This window comes from Flavobacterium limi, from assembly GCF_010645075.1.
In the GTDB taxonomy this organism is placed as follows: Bacteria; Bacteroidota; Bacteroidia; order Flavobacteriales; family Flavobacteriaceae; genus Flavobacterium; species Flavobacterium limi.
Genome location: NZ_JAADZV010000002.1, coordinates 366,557 through 390,132, shown reverse-complemented (window position 1 = coordinate 390,132; position 23,576 = coordinate 366,557). Strand labels below are relative to the sequence as shown.

At 33.3% G+C, this 23,576-nt stretch carries 18 protein-coding genes; 11 read left to right on the top strand and 7 right to left on the bottom strand.

Annotated elements, in window-relative coordinates:
- Positions 1–162 precede the first annotated feature (162 nt).
- The 3 genes from GXM16_RS06180 (at position 163) to GXM16_RS06170 (ending at position 4,146) form a co-directional block, all read left to right on the top strand.
- Positions 163–2,343: a DUF5723 family protein gene (locus GXM16_RS06180; protein WP_163393527.1), complete on the top strand. Its 2,181-nt coding sequence runs from the start codon at positions 163–165 to the stop codon at positions 2,341–2,343.
- A gap of 111 nt (positions 2,344–2,454) precedes the next feature.
- Positions 2,455–3,282 (top strand): orotidine-5'-phosphate decarboxylase, encoded by an 828-nt coding sequence (gene pyrF, locus GXM16_RS06175; protein WP_163393526.1) that lies wholly within the window; start codon positions 2,455–2,457, stop codon positions 3,280–3,282.
- 63 nt (positions 3,283–3,345) lie between these two features.
- A complete protein-coding gene (locus GXM16_RS06170) occupies positions 3,346–4,146 on the top strand; it encodes an ABC transporter substrate-binding protein (RefSeq protein ID WP_163393525.1) in 801 nt (266 codons plus the stop codon).
- 263 nt (positions 4,147–4,409) lie between these two features.
- On the opposite strand, the gene GXM16_RS06165 is transcribed toward GXM16_RS06170, so the two are convergent.
- Positions 4,410–5,954, bottom strand: a complete 1,545-nt coding sequence (locus tag GXM16_RS06165; RefSeq protein WP_163393524.1) for a hypothetical protein — start codon at positions 5,952–5,954, stop codon at positions 4,410–4,412.
- Between the two features lie 154 nt (positions 5,955–6,108).
- Between GXM16_RS06165 and GXM16_RS06160 the strand changes: the two genes are divergently transcribed.
- From GXM16_RS06160 to acs, 7 genes are all read left to right on the top strand, one after another.
- Positions 6,109–7,284: a 2-isopropylmalate synthase gene (locus GXM16_RS06160; RefSeq protein ID WP_163393523.1), complete on the top strand. Its 1,176-nt coding sequence runs from the start codon at positions 6,109–6,111 to the stop codon at positions 7,282–7,284.
- A 42-nt stretch (positions 7,285–7,326) separates the two neighbouring features.
- Positions 7,327–8,445: a 3-isopropylmalate dehydrogenase gene (leuB, locus tag GXM16_RS06155; RefSeq protein WP_163393522.1), complete on the top strand. Its 1,119-nt coding sequence runs from the start codon at positions 7,327–7,329 to the stop codon at positions 8,443–8,445.
- A 271-nt stretch (positions 8,446–8,716) separates the two neighbouring features.
- Entirely contained in the window at positions 8,717–10,390 is a 1,674-nt protein-coding gene (gene ilvD / locus GXM16_RS06150) for a dihydroxy-acid dehydratase (RefSeq protein WP_163393521.1), read from the top strand.
- A gap of 64 nt (positions 10,391–10,454) precedes the next feature.
- Complete coding sequence (ilvB, locus tag GXM16_RS06145; RefSeq protein ID WP_163393520.1) at positions 10,455–12,143, top strand: biosynthetic-type acetolactate synthase large subunit; 1,689 nt, start codon at positions 10,455–10,457, stop codon at positions 12,141–12,143.
- Between the two features lie 6 nt (positions 12,144–12,149).
- Entirely contained in the window at positions 12,150–12,674 is a 525-nt protein-coding gene (gene ilvN, locus GXM16_RS06140; protein ID WP_031453446.1) for an acetolactate synthase small subunit, read from the top strand.
- Positions 12,675–12,716: 42 nt separating this feature from the next.
- Positions 12,717–14,186 carry a ketol-acid reductoisomerase gene (ilvC, locus tag GXM16_RS06135; RefSeq protein ID WP_163393519.1) on the top strand — a complete coding sequence of 490 codons (1,470 nt, stop codon included), beginning with the start codon at positions 12,717–12,719 and terminating at the stop codon, positions 14,184–14,186.
- A 479-nt stretch (positions 14,187–14,665) separates the two neighbouring features.
- Entirely contained in the window at positions 14,666–16,576 is a 1,911-nt protein-coding gene (acs, locus tag GXM16_RS06130) for an acetate--CoA ligase (RefSeq protein ID WP_163393518.1), read from the top strand.
- A gap of 63 nt (positions 16,577–16,639) precedes the next feature.
- Here the strand turns inward: acs and GXM16_RS06125 are convergent, their stop codons facing one another.
- From GXM16_RS06125 to recG, 4 genes are all read right to left on the bottom strand, one after another.
- Positions 16,640–17,098: a 2-dehydro-3-deoxyphosphooctonate aldolase gene (locus GXM16_RS06125; protein WP_163393517.1), complete on the bottom strand. Its 459-nt coding sequence runs from the start codon at positions 17,096–17,098 to the stop codon at positions 16,640–16,642.
- 157 nt (positions 17,099–17,255) lie between these two features.
- Positions 17,256–17,531, bottom strand: coding sequence for an ATP-dependent Clp protease adaptor ClpS (locus tag GXM16_RS06120; protein WP_163393516.1), 276 nt, complete (start codon positions 17,529–17,531; stop codon positions 17,256–17,258).
- A 37-nt stretch (positions 17,532–17,568) separates the two neighbouring features.
- Positions 17,569–18,402 carry a 50S ribosomal protein L11 methyltransferase gene (gene prmA, locus GXM16_RS06115; RefSeq protein WP_163393515.1) on the bottom strand — a complete coding sequence of 278 codons (834 nt, stop codon included), beginning with the start codon at positions 18,400–18,402 and terminating at the stop codon, positions 17,569–17,571.
- 91 nt (positions 18,403–18,493) lie between these two features.
- A complete protein-coding gene (gene recG, locus GXM16_RS06110; protein WP_163393514.1) occupies positions 18,494–20,602 on the bottom strand; it encodes an ATP-dependent DNA helicase RecG in 2,109 nt (702 codons plus the stop codon).
- 171 nt (positions 20,603–20,773) lie between these two features.
- On the opposite strand from recG, the gene GXM16_RS06105 reads away from it, so the two are divergent.
- Positions 20,774–21,316 (top strand): DUF1697 domain-containing protein, encoded by a 543-nt coding sequence (locus GXM16_RS06105; RefSeq protein WP_163393513.1) that lies wholly within the window; start codon positions 20,774–20,776, stop codon positions 21,314–21,316.
- Positions 21,317–21,378: 62 nt separating this feature from the next.
- Here GXM16_RS06105 and GXM16_RS06100 read toward each other — a convergent pair whose 3' ends face one another.
- Both GXM16_RS06100 and kdsA read right to left on the bottom strand, forming a co-directional pair.
- The gene (locus tag GXM16_RS06100; protein ID WP_373285404.1) at positions 21,379–22,242 is read right to left on the bottom strand and encodes a hypothetical protein; all 864 of its coding nucleotides are present in this window, start codon (positions 22,240–22,242) and stop codon (positions 21,379–21,381) included.
- A gap of 15 nt (positions 22,243–22,257) precedes the next feature.
- Entirely contained in the window at positions 22,258–23,076 is an 819-nt protein-coding gene (gene kdsA, locus GXM16_RS06095) for a 3-deoxy-8-phosphooctulonate synthase (protein ID WP_163393512.1), read from the bottom strand.
- Positions 23,077–23,576 lie beyond the last annotated feature (500 nt).

Sequence of the window (23,576 nt, the reverse complement as noted above, 5' to 3'; positions counted from 1 at the left end):
ATTCACACATTAATACTTTTCTGTTTAAGAACTAAAGTCATATTTAATTGTTTTTTTTGACATAATTGACAGAAGTTGTTACGTGAATTGAATGATTTGATAACTTACCTTTAAATCTATTATTGTAGTTTTGCCGCCAATTAAACCTAAAACCCCTATTCAATGAAAAAACAATTACTCATTTTATTAACTTTAAGCTCTTTTGCGACTAAGGCGCAATCTTATTCAGGTTATTTTCATGACAACTATGCCGGTGTGCAAAGTGTACTTTTTAATCCTGCATCAATAGCTGATTCCCGTTTTAAAACCGATATTAATTTATTTTCTGTCAGCAGTGCTGTTAGTAATGACTTGTATGGTGTTAAACTTTTTGATGTTTTTAAAGATGGCTATGATTTTGATAGTCAATCTAAAATGAACCCTTCAAATGCAAATAATGCCCTTATTAATTTGGATATTATGGGCCCGTCATTTATGTTTAACATTGCTCCAAAGCATACATTGGCACTTTTTACCAGAGCAAGATCTGTAACAAATCTTAGAGATGTTAATGGTAACCTTGTCGATCAGGTAAAGGATGGTTTGGATCAGTCAAGCGATTTTAATTATATTTTAGGCAGTCCAAACGGTGCTTCACATGCCTGGGGTGAATTAGGACTTTCTTATGCAGCAGTTTTATATCAAAACGGGCAGCATTTCTTAAAAGGAGGTATTACAGTCAAATATTTACAAGGAGTAGGAAATGCTTATATTCGTGGAAACAATGTTAAAGCAGAGTTTGAAGAAGATGCTGTAATACCAGAAAACAGTGAATTGACTACAAGTGGTGAGCTTACGATTGGTGGAAGTCAGGACTGGGAAACAAATGAAGACTATGAATTTGATATTAATTCAAGTGGCGTAGGTTTTGATTTTGGATTTGTTTATGAGTGGAGGCCTGATTATGAAAAATATGATTTAAGCAAGGCCAAACCTGCTGATAATAATTTTAGGGATTTAAATAAATATAAATTGCGTTTTGGATTATCTGTTACGGATATAGGTTCTATAAACTACAAAAAATCAAAACAGGATATATACAATATTAATCGTACAGTAACGGAAGATATGATTGATAATGCGGATGATTTATATGATTTTTTAAATGATAATTATACTAAAACTTCAACAGCGAAGGGTACAAAAACAAATTTGCCTACAGCGCTTCATGCTGATGTTGACTGGAATATTCATAATAAATTCTATCTGAATCTTAATGGAGACATCAGTATGGTTTCGAATACAAAATTAAATGGGACCAGTATTGCCAACAGAGTAAGTTTGGCACCTCGTTATGAAAGCAGATGGTTTAGTTTTTACGTTCCTGTTACTTGGATGGAATACAGTGGTACTCAAGTAGGTACAGGATTACGTGTAGGTACTTTCTTTGTAGGATCAGGATCTATTGTTTCTAATTTAGTATCTAAAGAATCAAAAGCAGCAGACTTTTATGTTGGACTTAAGATTCCGGTTTACCAAAAGAAATTTAAAGACAGAGATCAGGACGGTGTTATAGATAAACAGGATTCTTGTAAAAAAGTAGCCGGGCCAATTGAAAATAAAGGTTGCCCTTGGCCTGATACTGATGGTGATAAAGTTTTTGATAAAGATGATGCTTGCGCTGATGTTGCAGGTCCGGTTGAAAACAAAGGCTGTCCTTGGAAAGATACTGATGGAGACACATTATTGGATAATGTTGATGCATGTCCAACAGTTGCAGGTCCTGTAGAAAATAAAGGTTGTCCATGGCCGGATACAGATGGTGATACGGTTTTAGATAAAGATGATGCTTGTCCTGATGTTGCAGGTTTAGTTGAAAATAAAGGATGCCCGGTTTTAGATACTGATAAAGATGGAGTTGCAGATAATGTGGATGATTGTCCATTAGTTGCCGGTCCGGCAGAAAATAAAGGTTGTCCTGTTGTTAATAAAGCTACTTTGGCACAATTACAAGTAGAAGCAAAATCTATTTTCTTTACAACAGGTAAAGCTACTTTAAGTGATGCCAAAAAAGTAGAAACTTCAGGCAGGCTTGATGCCATAAAAGAAATTTTGAAAAATTATCCAAATGCAAAATTTGCTGTTTACGGACATACTGATAATGTTGGAAATGCAAAGGCAAATCAAAAATTATCTGAAGAAAGAGCAAAAGTTATTATGGACGCTTTAATTGAAAAAGGAGTGAATCCTGCAAACTTAACCTCACAGGGATTTGGATCTACAAAGCCTGTTAAATCTAATAAAACAGCTGCAGGAAGAGCTGAAAACAGAAGAACAGAAATTGTTTATTTAGGTAATTTTTAATTACAATTGAATATAAGTACCAAAAGCCATTCTTAATTGAGTGGCTTTTTTTATTTTTGCATACTTTCTAAAAGAATCATTCTTTGGATTGGAAGAACTAAAAAATCACGAATGACTACAGAACAGCTACACAAACAAATACTCCAGAAAAAATCATTTTTATGCGTTGGATTAGATCCGGATCTGGATAAAATCCCTCCTCATTTATTAGAAACAGAAGATCCTATTTTTGAGTTTAATAAAGGCATAATTGATGCTACTCATGATTTGACTGTGGGATATAAACCCAATACTGCTTTTTTTGAGGCATATGGCATAAAAGGATGGATGTCTCTTGAAAAAACAATCAATTACATCAACGAAAAGTATCCTGAAATTTTTACTATTGCAGATGCAAAACGTGGTGATATCGGAAATACATCAAGCATGTATGCAAAAGCTTTTTTTGAAGATTTGAATTTTGACAGTGTAACCGTTGCACCTTATATGGGAAAAGATTCTGTTGAACCTTTTCTGGCTTTCGAAAATAAGCATACTATAATGTTGGCTTTAACTTCAAACGAAGGCGCATTCGATTTTCAGACTCTGACTACAAATGGAACAGAATTATACAAACAGGTTTTGGAAACTTCTAAAACATGGAAAAATAGTGAAAACTTAATGTATGTTGTTGGTGCTACAAAAGCCGAATATTTTACAGAAATACGTAAAATTGTTCCGGATAGTTTCTTATTAGTTCCCGGAATTGGTGCTCAGGGCGGAAGTTTGTCTGAAGTTTGCAAATACGGAATGAATGATAAAGTTGGTTTATTGGTAAACTCTGCAAGAGCAATTATTTATGCTTCTAAAGGAACTGATTTTGCTGAAAAAGCTAGAGAAGAAGCTTTGAAAGTACAGCAGGAAATGGAAGAGATTATTAGTTTAAAGTTTCAATTTTAAGGTTTTGTCTGACTTTGTGGTTAGAAATACGCCCATAAATCTGAAACAAAATAAACTTGAAACATGAAACAAATACCCGATCAACTTGGTACAATTCACACATTTGAGACAGCCCCAAAACGTATTATTTCATTAGTACCATCTCAAACCGAATTGTTATATGATTTAGGTTTAGAAGGGAAAATTATTGGAATCACAAAGTTCTGTGTTCATCCGTATCATTTAAAGTCTACAAAAAAAATTGTTGGCGGGACCAAAAAGATACATTTTGAGAAAATAAAACTATTACAGCCTGATATTATTATTTGCAATAAGGAAGAAAATACAGAAGAAATTGTAAGCCAATTACGTGAAATCTGCCCTGTTTGGGTAACTCATATTGTTTCTGTGGAGGATAATTTTCAAATGATTTCAGACTTTGGTCAGCTTTTTAATTGCAGGACCGAAGCTCAAAAATGGAATGACAAATTAATTTTCGCTTTAAGCGATTTTAAAAAATACGTTCAGGATATTAAGATTAAAAAAGCAGTCTATTTTATTTGGAAAAATCCATATATGGTTGCAGGGAATGAGACTTATATAAATGAATTATTAAAGCTGAATCATTTTAAAAACATCTACGAAGATAAAGGTCGTTATCCTGAAATAGAACTCAAAAAAATGCGTTTGGAGGGAGATCCGGATCTGGTTTTTCTTTCTTCAGAACCTTATCCTTTTAAAGAAGAAGATGCTTTTGAAATTGGAAGATTTACACATCACGCCAAAACAATTTTTGTAGATGGCGAAATGTTTTCCTGGCACGGAAGCCGCTTACTTAAAGCTTTTACTTATTTTAAAATACTACATGAACGCTTGAAAAGTTAAATCCTAAATATTTTAAATTCAAAATTCCAATTCTCCAACATAATAAAATTAGAATTTGGAATTTTTTATTTGGAATTTAAACATAAAAAGAATGCCGGCATCTCGAAGACGCCGGCATCATTTAACTAACCAAAACCAAAATAATAAATAACCAGCTTATTACATTACAAATGTCCGATATATATCTATCTTTCGCTGTTAAGGTTTTGTTATTACTTTGTTGGACATAAGTTAAGATTTTTAATATATCATTTTGAGGTCAATTATCGGCTATTGAGTTTGGCTTTCTCCTTAATGATATCGGCAATTTTTCGGTTTTCAATTTTACTCTCCAGCCATGAAATAATGTCTAAATACAAAAAAGCTCTTTTTTCATAGGTGTTTTTTTCTAATTCAATAAAGCGCTCACGCATCTTAATGAATTCCTTTTTAATATCCGCTGGATAAAAATTATTAAGGTTTCTCATGAACTTAATGATTTCTTTCTGTACTTCATGTAAGTCGTTCATTTTTAATAAAAACTTGTATGTGCTTTTAAGATGATTTTCCAGATAATAATCTTTTCCTAATTCATAATGAGCAATTAATGACAAAAGCCTGGCAAAGCACATTAAATCTTCGCGCATTGTTAAGTTTTTGTTGTTGATTATTTTGTCCAGATAAAAAATTGATTCGTTGTATTTTTCGTTTCCAAAATAAATAGAGGCAATTTTGTAGTAAAATAGCATTTCATGATGTTCATCAAGGTGTTCATTATGTATTTTTATTTTATTTAAAATCTCAGGAATTAAATATTCACTTTCAGCAAAAGTACCTTCCAAGATGTGATAATTTAGTTTATTATTATAAACATATAAAAATGATAGTGATGCAATGTTGTCGTTGACAGGAAATTTTTCATCCTGTATAGTCTCCTCTAAAAGGGTTAAATATTTTTTGAAATTTGACTTATATTTCAACATATAAAGCGATTCTAAAAAATAATGATTTCCTTTTAGAAAAAACACTGGATTTAGATAAATCATATTTGGATTGTCATAAAACAGCCTTACCCATTTATAAGCATATTTATAACTGGCTAAGAAGTCCTGAACAAGAAAGCTACGCCATAAGTTTGCATTGTAAAACCAATATTTTTCACGAAAACCAAACTTGCTTTCGTCTAATTTTGAAATGTGCTTATTAAAATAATCATCAATATATTTATATTCCTCATCGCTTTTTACATAACCTGTTTTTAGCATGATTCCGTAAAGCTGTAAGGACAGGTTTGATAATTTGCTGGAGATTGTATTTCGGTAATTCAATTCCTTAGCCTGAATGACCAATTCGTCAGCACGTCCCTGAATACTTCGAGTAATGTATTGTGATTCAATTAATTTTTCGAATTCAACAATTTCGTACGCCATTAACTTTTCATCATTTTCAAGTGCCAGGATTTTTGTTTTGTCCAGAATTTTTAAACTCTGTTTATATAATCCTTTGTTGTATAGAATAACGGCGAAATCTATTTGTTCCCTTAATTGATAACGGATATTCTGACTTGGAATATTTAAACGAATACTGACTAAAATCTGTTTATACAGATATGATTTTAAATTAGATAACTGAACTTTCTTAATGATTCCGCTTTTCAAAATAAGTTTTTCATCATAAGTTTCAGACTTATCCAGAATATTAAACAACTCGATGAATTTAGTATTCGAACTAGTTTCTAAGCGGCTTGCAAAAATTTTGAACTGTCTTTTTTCAGATTTAGAAAGGGATTTAATCAGTACAAATAAGAAATCTTTTTGATGGTTAGCCATTGTAAAATATAATAATATAACTTATTGATTTTTAATTGTTTGTGTCGTTATAAATTGTGTTATGAACAGTATAATTTCATTAAAATGAATTTCGTACTGAAGAAGTACAATATATATTTGTTTCAAGATGTGAAATTACATTAAATAAATGAATATGAATAGAGAGAAAGTTCAAATTTTTGACACCACTTTGCGTGATGGTGAACAGGTTCCAGGATGTAAGTTAGATACCAATCAAAAATTGGTTATTGCAGAAAGACTAGACAAAATGGGAGTTGATATCATCGAAGCAGGATTTCCTGTGTCAAGTCCGGGCGATTTTTTATCGGTCTCTGAGATTTGTAAAATTGTAGAAAATGCAACTGTCTGCGGATTAACAAGAGCCGTAAAAAATGACATTGATGTTGCGGCTGCTGCCTTAAAGCATGCAAAAAAACCTAGAATCCATACCGGAATCGGAACTTCACAATCTCATATACTCCATAAATTAAATACTACGGCAGATGATATTATTGCCAGAGCAAAATATGCTGTTTCTCACGCTAAATCATATGTTGAAGATGTAGAATTCTACGCAGAAGATGCAGGTAGAACTGAGAATGCTTTCCTTGCAAAAGTTTGTGAAGAAGTAATCAAATCTGGTGCTACTGTATTAAATATTCCGGATACAACCGGATATTGTCTTCCTGAAGAATATGGAGCAAAAATCAAATATTTAAAAGAAAATGTAAAAGGTATAGAGAACGTAATTCTTTCATGCCACTGTCATAATGATTTAGGAATGGCAACTGCCAATTCTATTTCAGGAGCTATTAACGGTGCAAGACAAATTGAATGTACTATTAATGGTATTGGTGAAAGAGCAGGAAATACAGCACTTGAAGAAGTAGTGATGATTTTTAAACAGCACCCTTATCTTAATTTAGATACAAACATTAATACGAGGGAATTAAACGAAATGAGTCGTTTGGTTTCTGAAAGTATGGGAATGATTGTTCAGCCGAATAAGGCAATCGTAGGGGCGAATGCTTTTGCACACAGTTCGGGAATTCATCAGGATGGTGTAATCAAAAACAGAGCAACTTACGAAATTATGGATCCGTTAGATGTTGGTGTAAATGAATCCTCTATTATTTTAACAGCAAGAAGTGGTAGAGCTGCTTTAGCTTATAGAGCTAAAAAAGTGGGGTATGAGCTTACTAAAACACAATTGGATATTGTTTATGTTGAATTTTTGAAATTCGCAGATATTAAGAAAGAAGTCTTAGATGAAGATATTCATCAAATTATTGAAGCTTCCAAAATTCAGGGAGATCTAATAAGAAGTTAATGATGATAAATCAGGTTTTGAATACATAAAGAACGAGGCATTATGAATTTGAAAATAGCAGTTTTACCAGGAGACGGAATTGGACCAGAAGTCATTGCACAAGCAAAAAAAGCTTTATATGCAATTGGCGAAGTGTATAATCACGAATTTGTTTTTGAAGAAGCTCTCATAGGAGCAATTGCTATTGATAAAACCGGAAAGCCGCTTCCTGAACAAACATTAAATCTTTGCTTAAATACAGATGCGGTTTTATTTGGAGCAATTGGTGATCCAAAATATGATAATAATCCAAATGCAAAAGTTCGTCCAGAACAAGGATTGTTGAAACTAAGAAAAGAATTAGGGTTGTTTGCAAATATCCGTCCTATCAAGCCTTATAAATCATTAATTGAGGCATCTCCTTTAAAAAGAGAAATTATTGAAGGAGCTGATTTTACTATTTTCAGAGAATTAACAGGTGGTGCTTATTTTGGAGAAAAATTCCTAAATGAAGAAGGAACATGTGCTTCAGATTTATGTGAGTATTCGGAAGAGGAAATTACCAGAATTGCACATTTAGCTTTTAAATCGGCACAAAACCGACGCAAAAAGTTAACTATGGTTGATAAGGCAAATGTTTTGGAGACCTCTAGATTATGGAGAAAAGTTGTTCAGAAAGTAGGAGAAGAATATAAAGATGTAGCATTAGACTTTTTATTTGTTGATAATGCCGCAATGCAGCTAATTTTAAATCCAAAGCAATTTGATGTGATTTTGACAGAAAATTTATTTGGAGATATTTTGTCTGATGAGGCAAGTGTAATTACAGGTTCTATTGGTTTGTTAGCTTCGGCTTCATTAGGAGAAAAAAATGCACTTTTTGAACCAATTCACGGATCGTATCCACAGGCAAAAGGGAAGAATATAGCTAATCCGATAGCTTCTATTTTGTCGGCAGCAATGTTGTTAGAGCATTTCGGTTTGTTTAAAGAAGCAAATGTAATTTATAAAGCAGTTGAAAAAGCAATTGAGTTTAAGGTGGTTACAGTAGATTTAAAGGCTGATTCAAAATTTGGAACGAATGAAGTGGGAGAATTTGTTTCGAACTTTATTTTTAGCAAAGACGATTTGCTATATTTTAATAATGACAACGTTCATCTTGGACAATCTACAATTGTTTAGGATTTTTTGTTAAATAGTGCAATAATTAACAAGAAGTGTTTAAAATGTTGAGTTTTTATTTTTTTTGTCCTATTAGTTTTTGTACTTTTGTGACACCAAAAAATAAATGATGCAAATCTCAATTATTATTACTTCTGTCATTGTTGTCAATGTGTATAGCACATATGCATCGGGAATGGTATAAATATAATTGAAAGATATATATTACAACCTCCCACATAGCTGGGAGGTTTTTTTTAGGAATAAATTTAGAAATTACAAATAATACATAATGGAATTAAACAAGTACAGCAAAACAATCACGCAAGATGAAACTCAACCGGCTTCACAGGCAATGTTCTACGGAATTGGTTTGACAGAAGAAGATCTTAAAAAAGCGCAGGTAGGAATTGTGAGTATGGGTTACGATGGAAATCCGTGTAACATGCACTTAAATGATCTGGCTAAAGATATTAAGAAAGGGGTCTGGGATGCTGATTTGGTAGGTTTGATTTTTAATACTATTGGTGTTAGTGATGGTATTTCTAATGGTAATGACGGGATGCGTTTTTCTTTGGTTTCCCGTGATGTAATTGCAGACTCTATTGAAACTGTAATGGGGGCACAATGGTATGACGGTATGATCGCTGTTCCCGGTTGTGATAAAAATATGCCTGGTGCTTTAATGGCGATGGGGAGAGTAAACCGTCCTTCTATTATGGTATATGGAGGTTCAATTCATCCTGGAAAGTGGAAAGGTGAGGATTTAAATATTGTTTCAGCTTTTGAAGCTTTAGGTAAAAAAATTAAGAATACAATTACTCCTGAAGATTTTAAAGGGGTTATTCAAAATGCCTGTCCAGGTGCTGGAGCATGTGGTGGAATGTACACTGCTAATACAATGTCATCAGCGATTGAAGCTTTGGGAATGAGCTTGCCTTACAGTTCTTCTAACCCTGCATTAAGTCCGGAAAAGAAACAAGAATGTGTTGATGCCGGTAAAGCAATCAGGATATTATTAGAAAAAGATATTAAGCCTAGAGACATTATGACTCGTAAAGCATTCGAAAATGCAATTACGATGGTAGCTGTTTTAGGTGGTTCTACAAATGCAGTTATGCACTTAATTGCAATGGCTCATTCTGTAGGTATCGAATTAACGTTAAAAGATTTTCAGGATATCAGTGATAAAACACCATTGTTAGCTGATTTAAAACCAAGTGGTAAATACTTAATGGAAGACTTACACAATGTTGGAGGTGTTCCTGGTGTAATGAAATATTTATTGAAAGAAGGTTTCTTACACGGAGATTGTTTAACTGTAACAGGAAAAACAATTGCAGAAAATTTAGCTTCAGTTCCTGATTTGCATGATGGTCAGCAAGTAGTTTTTGAAATTGAAAAAGCATTAAAATCAACTGGAAACATTCAAATTTTATACGGAAACATTGCTACAGAAGGTTGTGTGGCTAAAATTAGCGGGAAGGAAGGAGAGTTTTTTGAAGGAACAGCTGTAGTTTTTGAGGGTGAAAAAGATGTTATCAGAGGAATACAGGCGGGTGAAGTAAAACCAGGAAATGTGGTAATTATTCGTTACTGCGGTCCAAAAGGAGGCCCTGGGATGTCTGAAATGCTAAAACCAACATCCGCCATCATGGGTGCAGGTTTAGGAAGTTCTGTGGCTTTGATTACTGATGGACGCTTCTCCGGAGGTTCACATGGTTTCGTAGTTGGCCACGTAACTCCTGAGGCTTATGAAGGAGGAGGAATTGCGTTAATTGAAAATGGTGATATTATTACAATCGATGCTGTGAATAACACTATAAATATGAGAGTTTCTGATGAAGAATTAGCAAAACGAAAAGCTAATTGGAAGAGACCAGAAAACGGAATTACACAAGGAGTTTTACTTAAATATATGCGTTCGGTCTCCAGTGCCTCTGAGGGATGTGTTACTGACAAATAATTTAATAAAAACTTTCTCTTAAATCAAAATGAAAGATCTTAAGAGGTTAAAAAAATAAAAAAAAATGAAAATATCAGGGGCAGAAGCCGTTATAAGATGTTTATTAGCAGAAGGAGTAGACTTAGTTTATGGTTACCCGGGTGGGGCGATCATGCCGGTTTACGACGAATTATATAAATTTCAGGATCAATTGCACCATGTTTTAGTACGTCACGAACAAGGTGCTGCTCATGCAGCACAAGGTTTTGCAAGAGCCACCGGTAAAGTAGGTGTGGCTATTGCAACTTCAGGCCCGGGAGCTACAAATTTAGTTACCGGTATAGCAGATGCTCAAATTGATTCTACTCCAATGGTTTGTATTACAGGTCAGGTTGGGAAACATTTACTTGGATCTGATGCTTTTCAGGAAACAGATATTATCGGAATTTCAACTCCGGTAACTAAATGGAATTACCAAATTACTGAAGCCAGTGAAATTCCGGAAATTATCGCTAAAGCTTTTTATATTGCGAGATCAGGACGTCCTGGGCCAGTATTAATTGATATTACTAAAAATGCTCAATTTGATGAGTTTGAATTTAGTTATGAAAAATGTACCGGAATTAGAAGTTATCATCCAAAACCGATATTGAATCTTCAGAAAGTACAGGAGGCTGCAGATTTAATTAATAATGCAAAAAAACCATTTATTGTTTTTGGACAGGGTATTATATTAAGTGAAGCAGAAGAGCAGTTAAAAAGATTAATTGAAAAATCAGGTATACCTGCAGCATGGACTATTTTAGGTCTTTCAGCATTGCCAACGGATCATCCTTTAAATGTAGGGATGGTAGGTATGCATGGTAATTATGGTCCTAATCTTTTAACTAATGAATGTGATGTTTTAATTGCATTAGGAATGCGTTTTGATGATCGTGTGACAGGAAAATTAGCTACTTATGCCAAGCAGGCCAAAGTAATTCACTTTGAAATTGACCCGGCAGAAATAGATAAAAACGTAAAAACTGAAGTAGCAGTTTTGGCTGATGTCAAAGAAGCATTAACAGCTTTAATTCCGTTAATTGATAAAAAATCACATACAGAATGGCATAATGAATTCAAAGAAAAATATAAAATTGAATGTGATGCCGTTATTAATGAGGAGTTAGCTCCAACCAATGGAAAAGGAATTTCAATGGGAGAAACTATTGAAATGATTAACAAACATTCAAAAGGAGACGCAATAATGGTTTCTGACGTAGGTCAGCATCAAATGTTTGCCTGCCGTTATACTAAGTTTAACTCAACTAAAAGTAATGTTACTTCAGGAGGTTTAGGAACAATGGGTTTTGCTTTACCAGCTGCTATTGGTGCAAAAATGGGAAGACCTGACCGTGAGGTTGTTGCGATTATTGGTGACGGAGGTTTTCAAATGAATATTCAGGAGTTGGGTACAATTCACCAGACAAAAGTTCCGGTAAAAATTGTTGTACTGAATAATGAATTTCTTGGAATGGTACGTCAGTGGCAGGAACTGTTTTTTGACTATAGATATGCTTCTACAGTAATGATTAATCCAAATTTCTGTGCTATTGCAGAAGGGTATTACATCAAATCAAGAAAAGTAACAAAAAGAGAGGATCTTGATGAAGCTGTTGCAGAAATGCTAGCTTCAAAAGAATCTTATTTCCTGGAAGTTATGGTAGAAAAAGAAAATAATGTGTTTCCGATGATTCCAACGGGAGCTTGTGTTTCAGAAATCAGATTAAGTTAAAAAAACATGGAAGAAAAAACATTTACCATATCGGTATATTCAGAAAACAATGTGGGTTTGCTTAATAGGATATCAGGAATATTCTTAAAACGTCACATCAATATATTAAGTTTAAACGTTTCAGAATCAGAAATAGAAAATGTTTCAAGATTTATCATTGTAGTTGAAACTACAGAAAAATGGGTTAAAAATATCGTTGGACAAATCGAAAAACAAATAGAGGTTATAAAAGCATTTTATCATACAGATGAAGAGACAATTTATCTGGAAAATGCTTTGTTTAAAATAGCTTCAAGCTTATTGTTTGACGAAAAACAAATTCAGAATATTATTAAGGACAGTCAATCTACAATAGTAACTGTTTCCCGCGATTTCTTTGTGATTTCAAAATCAGGAAGACGTTCTGAAATAGAAGAATTATACGCAAAGTTCAAGCCTTACGGTATTATGCAGTTCGTGCGCTCAGGCAGAATTTCTGTATCAAAAGAGAAAATGGAAATATCATCATTGTTATTAGAAGAATTAAAATAATTATCAATTTAAATTACATCATACTTATTAAATATTAAAAAAATGGCCAATTATTTCAACACATTACCACTTAGATTACAATTAGAACAGTTAGGGGTTTGCGAGTTTATGGATCAATCAGAATTTGCAAATGGGATTGATGCATTAGCAGGGAAAAAAGTCGTAATCGTAGGTTGCGGAGCGCAAGGTTTGAACCAGGGTTTGAATATGAGAGATTCAGGTCTTGATATTTCTTATGCTTTGCGTGCAGATGCAATTGCTGAAAAGAGAGCTTCTTATAAAAATGCTACCGAAAATGGTTTTAAGGTAGGTACTTATGAAGAATTAATTCCAACTGCTGATTTAGTTTGTAATTTAACACCGGATAAGCAACATACTGCTGTTGTAAATGCAATTATGCCATTAATGAAGGAAGGTTCGACTTTGGCATATTCTCATGGTTTCAATATTGTGGAAGAAGGAATGCAGATTCGTAAAGACATCACTGTTATTATGTGTGCTCCTAAATGTCCTGGTTCTGAAGTACGTGAAGAATACAAAAGAGGTTTTGGAGTTCCAACTCTTATCGCTGTTCACCCTGAAAACGATCCAAACGGATTAGGTTTAGATCAGGCAAAAGCTTATGCCGTTGCAACTGGAGGACACAGAGCAGGAGTTTTGAAATCATCATTTGTAGCTGAAGTAAAATCAGACTTAATGGGTGAGCAAACTATTTTGTGTGGATTATTACAGACTGGTTCTATTTTATGTTTCGATAAAATGGTTGAAAAAGGAATTGACGCAGCTTATGCTTCAAAGTTAATTCAGTTTGGATGGGAGACTATCACTGAAGCTTTGAAACATGGAGGTATTACAAATATGATGGATCGTCTTTCTAATCCTGCAAAAATTGAGGCTTATGAACTTGCAGAAGAGTTGAAAGATATCATGCGCCCATTATTCCAAAAGCACCAAGATGATATCATTTCTGGGGAATTCTCTAGTACAATGATGGCTGACTGGGCTAATGATGATGTTAATCTATTAAAATGGAGAGCAGCAACAGGAGAAACTAATTTCGAAAAAACTGCCCCACAGGAAGCTGCAATCCCCGAACAAGAATATTTTGATAATGGAGTATTGATGATTGCAATGGTTAAAGCTGGTGTTGAGTTAGCTTTTGAAACAATGACTGAAGCTGGTATCATTGAAGAGTCAGCTTACTATGAGTCACTACACGAATTACCATTAATCGCAAATACTATCGCAAGAAAGAAATTATTCGAAATGAACCGTGTAATTTCTGATACTGCAGAATACGGATGTTATTTATTTGATCATGCTTGTAAGCCGTTGTTAACTGAGTTTATGAAAAAAGTAGAAACTAATATTATTGGTAAACCATTTTCAACATCAAATGGAGTAGATAATGCTGTTTTAATTGCTGTAAACAAAGAAATCCGTCAACATCCTATTGAAGAAGTAGGAGCCTGGTTAAGAGAGTCTATGACAGCGATGAAAAAAATAGGATAATATAGATTACGCACCACGTTTGTGTGTTGGGATTTTGCACTGTATCTTTGTTTTATATAATATTTTGAATTAGTAAGCACTTATTAAGATAATACAGATATAGCGCATGTTACATTCACTTAACTTCAATTAAGATTGGGTTAAGTGAAGTAATCCCTAAGTGAATTGAGTATGTTTTAAATTTTAATATACTTGTAGAATTTCTGTTATGATTAATAATGTAGCTGCTATTCAAAATGATATTGGCAAAACTTCAAAATTAATTGTTATTGAAATTGTTAAATTAAAAGGCATGGTATCACATATATCATGCCTTTTTTTATAATACATATTTTTGATCAAAAGTTTAATTTTTATATTAAATACATTAAATTGATTTGTTTTTTTAAATATTTGTTTTTTTTTGATAAAATTTATGAATTAAATAATTTTAAGAATACGTTGTTATTTAATACATTTATAAAAAAATTACAACAACTATGAGTTATTATAAAATTGAAAATTTAGAACAATATTTTAAACATTACAATAAGTCAATAAGAGAACCAAGAAAATTTTGGGGCAAAATAGCTGAAGAAAACTTTACCTGGTACCAGCAATGGGAAAAAGTTGTTGATTTTAACATGGCTGAAGCAGAAGTAAAATGGTTTACAGAAGCAAAAGTTAATATTACAAAGAATTGTATTGACAGACATCTAAGTAAAAGAGGAGAAAAGACGGCAATTATTTTCGAGCCGAATAATCCTTCAGAAGATGCATTACACATTACCTATAATGAACTTTATGAAAGGGTTTCCAAAATGGCAAACGTTTTGCGTGAACAGGGTGTAGCCAAAGGAGACAGAGTTTGTATTTATCTGCCAATGATTCCGGAACTCGCTGTATCGGTTTTAGCTTGTGCCAGAATTGGCGCAATACATTCGGTTATTTTTGCAGGATTTTCAGCTTCAGCTGTTTCTGCAAGAATCAATGATAGTGAATGTAAAATGGTTATTACTTCTGACGGTGGCTACAGAGGAAATAAAACAATTGATCTTAAAGGAATTGTGGATGAAGCTTTAGAAAGCTGTCCATCAGTTTCTAAAGTTTTAGTTGTAAAGAGAACAGAAACTGAAATAAAAATGCAACCAGACCGTGATATTTGGTTACAGCCTTTGTTAGATGCTGCTCTTGATTATAATGTAGCTGAAATTATGGATGCGGAAGATCCGTTGTTTATTTTATATACATCAGGTTCTACAGGAAAACCAAAAGGAATGGTTCATACTACAGCGGGTTATATGGTATATACTGCTTATACTTTTAAAAATGTCTTTAGTCATGAAGAGAATGATATTTTCTGGTGTACGGCAGATATAGGATGGATAACAGGACACTCATATATATTGTACGGACCATTATTAAATGGAGGAACCACAGTAATTTTTGAAGGAGTTCCATCGTATCCGGATTTTAGCCGTTTTTGGGAAATTATTGAAAAACATAAAATCACACAATTCTATACTGCTCCAACAGCAATTCGTTCTTTAGCTAAAGAAAGTCTTGATTATATTCAAAAATACCCTTTAAAGTCGTTAAAAGTTATTGGTTCTGTTGGAGAGCCAATCAACGAAGAGGCATGGCACTGGTTTAATGATCACGTTGGAGACAAGAGATGTCCGGTTGTAGATACTTGGTGGCAAACAGAAACAGGAGGGATTATGATTTCTCCTATAGCTTTTGTTACACCAACAAAACCAACTTATGCAACATTACCATTGCCAGGAATTCAGCCGGTTCTAATGGATGAAAAGCGTAACGAAATTGAAGGCAATCAGGTTGTAGGTAGTTTGTGTGTTAAATTTCCTTGGCCTGGAATTGCAAGAACTATCTGGGGTGATCATGAACGTTATAAAAAAACATATTTCTCTGCTTTTCCTGGTAAATACTTTACAGGAGATGGTGCATTGAGAGATGAAGTAGGATATTACAGAATTACGGGTAGGGTTGATGATGTTGTAATTGTGTCCGGGCATAATTTAGGAACTGCACCTATTGAAGATGCGATAAATGAGCATCCAGCCGTTGCTGAATCAGCAATTGTAGGTTTTCCACATGAAATAAAAGGTAATGCTTTATATGGTTATGTAATCTTAAAAGAAACTGGTGAAGTTAGAAATAAAGAAAATTTAGCAAAAGAAATCAATCAATATATTGCTGATCACATTGGGCCAATTGCTAAATTGGATAAGATTCAGTTTGTATCAGGATTGCCAAAAACCCGTTCTGGTAAAATTATGCGTAGAATTTTGCGTAAAATAGCTGAAGGAGATTTTTCTAATTTTGGAGATACTTCAACTTTATTAAATCCTGAAGTCGTAGAAGGTATTATGAATGAAAGAATTTCTTAAATATTTGACAATGTTTACAAAAAGGCCGTTTCAATTTGAAACGGCTTTTTTTGTATATCTTATTTAATTATTTTCTTTCTTTAAACTTAATCCCATTGGAACCATCAGGATACCCTTTTCATAGATATTAAGATAAAGAGTTATGGGCTTTTTCTGTCCTTCCCATTTTAATTCATACACATTTAAAAAGCCAGCACCCATATCACTTCGCTTGGTTGGAAAGGGACAACAGGTTTCCAATCTTGTGTAAGTAATTTTTTCGCCATTTGGACCTGCTAATGCATTTAAGAAGCGAACTTCGTTCAGGGTCTCGTCTTTGGTATTTCTGAAGAAAATATTGATAGGATAATCTGGATTATAGCCATACTTTTTATCTTTACTGAACTCCTTAATAACAAACGTATTATTTTTACTTAAAACTAAGTCAGGGGCATTATCATCTACATTTTTTAATGTTGATTTTGTACTAACGCATGAAGTAGCGCAAATTAATAAAGTAATAATAACGATTATTTTTTTCATCGATTTGGTATAGTTTTAATACAAATGTAAAAGATTTTTCCCTCTTTTAGAAAGTACAAACAAATATTATGCCTTCAACTTTTACAAATAAAAAAAAACATTCTATTTTATTCGCACTTAGAGTAAAATAGAATGTTTTTCAGGTTGTTATTTGAATTTAAACAATTTCAGCGCTAAGGCCGGCTTCCAAAAGTTGTGTACATTGTGGTTTTAATTTATCTATTGGACCAGTTTTTACTGTGCATTTTCCGTTATAATGTACAATTAAGGAACATTGTTCTGCCTGTTCTGCTGTATGGCTGCAAACACGCATTAAAGTATCAATTACATGATCAAAAGTGTTTACATCATCGTTATAAACGATAATTTCATTATTGAAACCTATAGCTTCTTTTTCTCTTACTTTTTCTCTTACTTTTTCTTTAGTACTCATAATTTTTTAGATTTTGTACTTTAGTAATTACTATTATCTAATTTACGTATTTTAATGAAACCCAGTTGTTTCTCTGGAATTTTTTAACATAAGTTAATCCTTTTTCAGTACATGAAGCATCTATAAACGGAATATCTTCTTCGTAAAAACCACTGAAAAGTATTATTCCTTTTGGGTTGAGGCAACTAACATAAGACTGCATATCATTTAATAAAATATTACGATTTATGTTTGCAATAATCAAATCATATTTTTTGCCAGCCAATTGGGCTGCATCACCCTCATAAACTGTAATATGTTTGCAATTATTACGCTCGGCATTTTCAATAGAGTTCAAATAACACCAGTTGTCAATATCAATGGCATCAATAGGCTGGGCACCTTTCATTTCAGCCAAAATAGCTAAAATAGCAGTTCCGCAACCCATATCCAGAGTCTTTAAATTATTTACGTCCATTTCTAATAAATGCTGAATCATCATGTGGGTTGTTTCGTGATGACCTGTTCCAAAACTCATTTTGGGTTCAATTACGATATCAAATTCCGCATCAGTTTTTGGATGAAAAGGAGCGCGCACATGACATTTTCCATCAACATCAATGGCTTCAAAATTCTTTTCCCATTCTTCATTCCAGTTTACCTGATCGATTTCTTCAATAGTATATTCAATTTTAAATTCGGCAGATTGTAAAATATAAATGTCATCTAAGATATTCTCATCCCATAAATCTTTCTTCACAAAAGCAGAGATGCCGTTATCAGTTTCAGTAAAGCTCTCGAATGCTTTTTCGCCCAGTTCTGCAATTAATATTTCTGATCCAAGTTCTTTGGGCTCAATTGAAAAATGATACCCTAAATATATATATGACATAGATAATTTTTTTGCAAAGGTAAGAATCGAAAGTAGAAGTTGAATATAAAAAATCAGTAATCTAAATAATTTAAATGATTTAACTTTTAGATTAACTAATATAATTCCAGATGTTTTTTTTCTTCGACAGTTCTATAAAAACGGATTTCAATATTGCATGTTCAGGTTTTTTTAAAGGGCTGTCTTCTTTTAAGATTTTCATGGCATAATTTCTGGCTAAATTCAGAATATCACGATCACGAACAATATCTGCTATTTGAAGGTTCAGAACACCGCTTTGCTGAGTCCCCATTAAATCACCAGGGCCGCGAAGTTTCAGGTCAACTTCTGCAATTTCAAATCCGTCGTTGGTTTGAACCATTGTTTCCATTCTTGTTTTACTATCTGAACTCAATTTATGGCTTGTCATTAAAATACAATAACTCTGTTCAGCACCACGTCCTACACGCCCACGCAATTGATGTAGCTGAGACAAACCAAAACGTTCGGCACTTTCAATAATCATTACGCTGGCATTCGGAACATTTACACCAACTTCAATAACGGTTGTAGCAACCATAATATTAGTTTTTCCTTCTGAAAAACGTTTCATTTCCGAATCTTTATCAGCAGGTTTCATTTTTCCGTGTAAAATCGAAATGGAATATTGGGGTAGTGGAAAGTCACGGGATATACTTTCATAACCATCCATTAAATCTTTAAAATCCATTTTTTCTGATTCCTGAATTAAGGGATAAACGATATAAATCTGTCTTCCTTTGGCAATCTCATCACGTAAAAATTTCCAGACTTTTAATCGGTTGCTGTCATATCGATGAACGGTCTGAATTGGTTTTCTTCCGGGTGGCAATTCGTCTATTACTGAAATGTCTAAATCCCCATACAAACTCATTGCTAAAGTTCTCGGAATTGGAGTGGCGGTCATAACCAAAACATGTGGCGGAATATCATTTTTCTTCCACAATTTCGATCTTTGCTCAACTCCAAAACGATGTTGTTCATCAATAACGGCTAAACCTAAATTTTTAAACTTTACTTTGTCTTCTAATAGGGCATGTGTGCCAATGATAATATGTAATGAGCCATTTTCAAGTTCTTCGTGAATAATTTTTCTGGCTGCAGTTTTAGTAGAACCGGTTAATATTTTAATATTGATATTTAATGTTTTTGCTAATTCAGATAATCCAATAAAATGCTGGTTGGCCAAAATCTCGGTGGGAGCCATTAGACATGCCTGAAAGCCATTGTCAATTGCCAAAAGCATGCTCATAAAAGCTACGATTGTTTTTCCGGAGCCCACATCTCCCTGCAATAACCGATTCATTTGAGCGTTGCTTCCCATGTCTGAACGGATTTCTTTAACAACTCTTTTTTGTGCATTGGTTAGTTCAAAAGGTAAATGATTTTGATAGAATTGATTGAAAAATTCACCAACTGTCGTAAAAGGATGTCCCTTTATTTTATGTTTCCTAATTAAGTTTTTGGTAATTAATTGCAACTGAATAAAAAATAATTCCTCAAATTTCAATCGGAATTGGGCTTTTGCCAAAATGTCTGCACTTTTCGGGAAATGGATGTTGAACAAAGCTGCTTTTTTCGAAATTAATTTGAGTTCTTCGATTAGATAAGAAGGAAAAGTTTCAGTAAATGAAGCTTGAGTTTCGATGAAAAGCTGTTCCATCAATTTGTTTATAGTCCGATTTGAAATTCCTCTGTTTGTTAGGGTTTCTGTTGATGGATAAACCGGCTGCATGGCAGAACGAAGGCTTTTTTCATGCTCGTTTAAAAGTTCAATTTCCGGATGTGCCATGCTAAATTGGCTACCGTACAATGAGCATTTTCCAAAGACAACACAAACTTCATTCAGTTTCAAACTCTCCCGAATCCATTTGTGTCCCTGAAACCAATTGAGGTCTATTTGTCCGGTTTCATCCACGAAAGTGGCTACCAGTCTTTTTTTGTTTTTAGCAAATTCAACGGTCTTTATATGTATGATTTTGCCAATAATCTGAACTTCAGAACCCGTGTTTTGAAGTTCGTTTATTTTATAATATCGAGTTCTGTCAATGTATCTGTTCGGAAAAAAATTAACTAAATCACCGTATTTATGAATTCCCAATTCCTTGCGAAGCAGCTGACCACGACTTGGCCCAACACCTTTTAGGTATTCGATAGGGGTATCAAGGAGATTATTGGACATTTCTTTTTAGACTTGCTTAGATTTTAGACTAGCTTAGATTTTGGAAAAAACTAAGTTTTAATTTTATCCTTTAGAATAGCGAAGATAGATTTTAATTAGGAATTTTGAAAATGAGATAATTTTAAAATTAAAGTTTAGAAATAATATCTTTGAAAAATAAAATAATAACAGATGACAACTCACTTAGCACTTTTACGAGGAATTAATGTTTCCGGCCATAACATGATGAAAATGGAAGCTTTAAAAGCAATGTTAGAAAATATTGGTTTTCAAAACGTCCGTACCTATTTGCAATCCGGAAATGTTTTTGTTGATACTGAAGAACAAAGTGCATCAAAAGTAGGATTTATGATTAAGCAGGAAATTTTTAAGGTTTTTGGTCATGAAGTTCCTGTTGTAGTAATTGCAAAACACGATTTGGAATTGTGTTTTAAAAATAATCCTTTTCTAAAAGAAAAAGATTTCGATACCAAAAAACTCTACGTTGCTTTTATTTCAATTGCTTTGAAAAAAGAAAGTATAAATGATTTAAAGATAAGTCAGTTTAAACCGGACGAAGCAAGCATTGATGGGAACAAAATTTTTATAAAATATGCTGTCGGTGCCGGAAAAACCAGATTTGACCAAAAATATATTGAAAAGAAACTCAATGTCACTGCAACTATAAGAAACTGGAATACAGTTACTAATTTACTAAACATTTATTCAGAGTAACTAACAAATAAAGAAAGCAGAATTCAAATATGAATTCTGCTTTCTTATAATTGAGTTATGTTTTAGATTCTGAAAACTCCTCCAAATGATATTATCCTTTGAAAGAAGAAAAACTCCTGAAAAGCGCTGTCATGATTACTGGATGTCGTTTTAATATCCTGCATATTGATGTAACCGCCTTTTAATTCTCCCTGAAGAAAAAAGTGTTTGTAAAAAGTCACATTAATTCCCGCTTTTGCAGATACTCCATATCCAGATATGTGAAAATCGTCGTGACGTTCTTTTCCTAAAAGTTTTGTATTTGTTTTAGGGTATAAAATTCCTCCACCAAGACCTTCAGTTAAATTAATCTGCACCTTATCAATATTAGGAAGTCTAAACCATTTTGAAATATCATCATGTCTTGAGAATTCAGTATTGACATAGTTTAAACCATCGGTATGCTCGTAAGTTAAAAATGTCTCATCGGTAAAATTTACAGGAGTATTATTGTAAACACCATTATGTGCAGAACCAATTTGATCTGCAGGTAAATTAACATAACCCGTAATATTTGCTGTTTGATTTTGTGTCATCACATATTTCATGTGATCAACACCAAGTGCAATGCTGTAATGGTCATTAATGAAGTAACCAAATTTCAGATTTGTTTGAGGAATTGTCATTCTGGAAGGGTTAACATAGTCAATATGCCATCCTTTAGGTTTATCATGAGCGCTCATATTATGAACAGTGAATTCATAATCTTTCCCTCTGAATGTTACATCAGATTTTGAGTAACTTTCTCTGTTACCTCCCCATGAAACAAAGAACTTTCCTTTATTGTGTGCTGTATATTTGTCTTGTATTGCAATTTCTTCCTGGGCAAACGTGTTGACAGCAAAACACATTAAGAATAAAGGCAAGAATAAAAAATTATTTTTCAACGAATTATAGAAATATTAAAATGAATTAACTGTTTTTCTGATGGCAACTAATTTGGTCATTAAACCTTCAAAATAGTCCAAATGTAACATATTGGCGCCATCACTTTTAGCGTTTGCAGGATCAAAATGTGTTTCGATAAAAATACCATCGACGCCTACTGCAATACCTGCTTTGGCAACAGTTTCAATCATATCAGGTCTTCCGCCTGTTACACCAGCAGTTTGGTTGGGCTGTTGCAATGAATGGGTTACATCTAAAACTGTTGTGGCATATTGCTGCATAGTTGGGATTCCTCTATAATCTACAATCATATCCTGGTAGCCAAACATGGTGCCACGATCTGTAACCATAACATTTTCATTATTACAATCCAATACTTTTTGTACAGCATGCTTCATGCTTTCGGGACTCATAAATTGTCCTTTTTTCAAGTTTACTGTTTTTCCTGTGTTGGCAGCAGCCACAACTAAATCTGTTTGTCGTACTAAAAAAGCAGGAATTTGTAAAACATCTACATATTGTGCCGCCATATCAGCATCTTCATTTGTGTGGATATCCGTTACAGTTGGAACGTGGAAAGTTTCAGAAACTTTTCGTAAAATTTTTAATGCTTTTTCATCCCCAATTCCTGAGAAACTATCAATTCTTGAGCGGTTGGCTTTTTTAAATGACCCTTTAAATACATAAGGGATCTCAAGTTTTTCGGTAATACCAACTAATTTTTCAGCAATTCGAAGTGCCATCTCTTCTCCTTCAATAGCACAAGGTCCTGCTAATAAAAAGAAATTGCCACTGTCAGTATGCTTAATTTGTGGAATATGCTGTAAGTTCATATCTGTAATTTTTTAACTGTGCAAAGGTAGTTAGGATTTGCGATTTACAGATGATGATTTGTAATTATTTTAAGATGTAGTCTTCTTTTTGTAAAAAATCTGCATGTATTGAAATGAACTGTTAACAAACTACTTTGAATAATTATATTGAAACAAAAAAGCCTTTTATAGACAAAAAGGCTTTGAATAAAAATTATTTAACGATGACCATGTGCATGTGACTTAGCACTTTTTTGCCCTGATATTTTTTTAGCTTGTCCAGGGGGCATCTTTTTAGATTTATGATGTGAATGTGAGTGATTATGTGAATGATGTACAGTACAGCTTAACATACTTACAATTACAAATAAAATCACCATAATTATCACGGCTATTTTAGTGTATTTGGAATTTTTCATAGGGTTATTTTTAAATTTGGAACTGCAAATATAATGGTTAGCAGGATATTTATTTACTCCTGAATTTGTTTAAAATCATTATAAACAAAAAAAGCCCCGGAT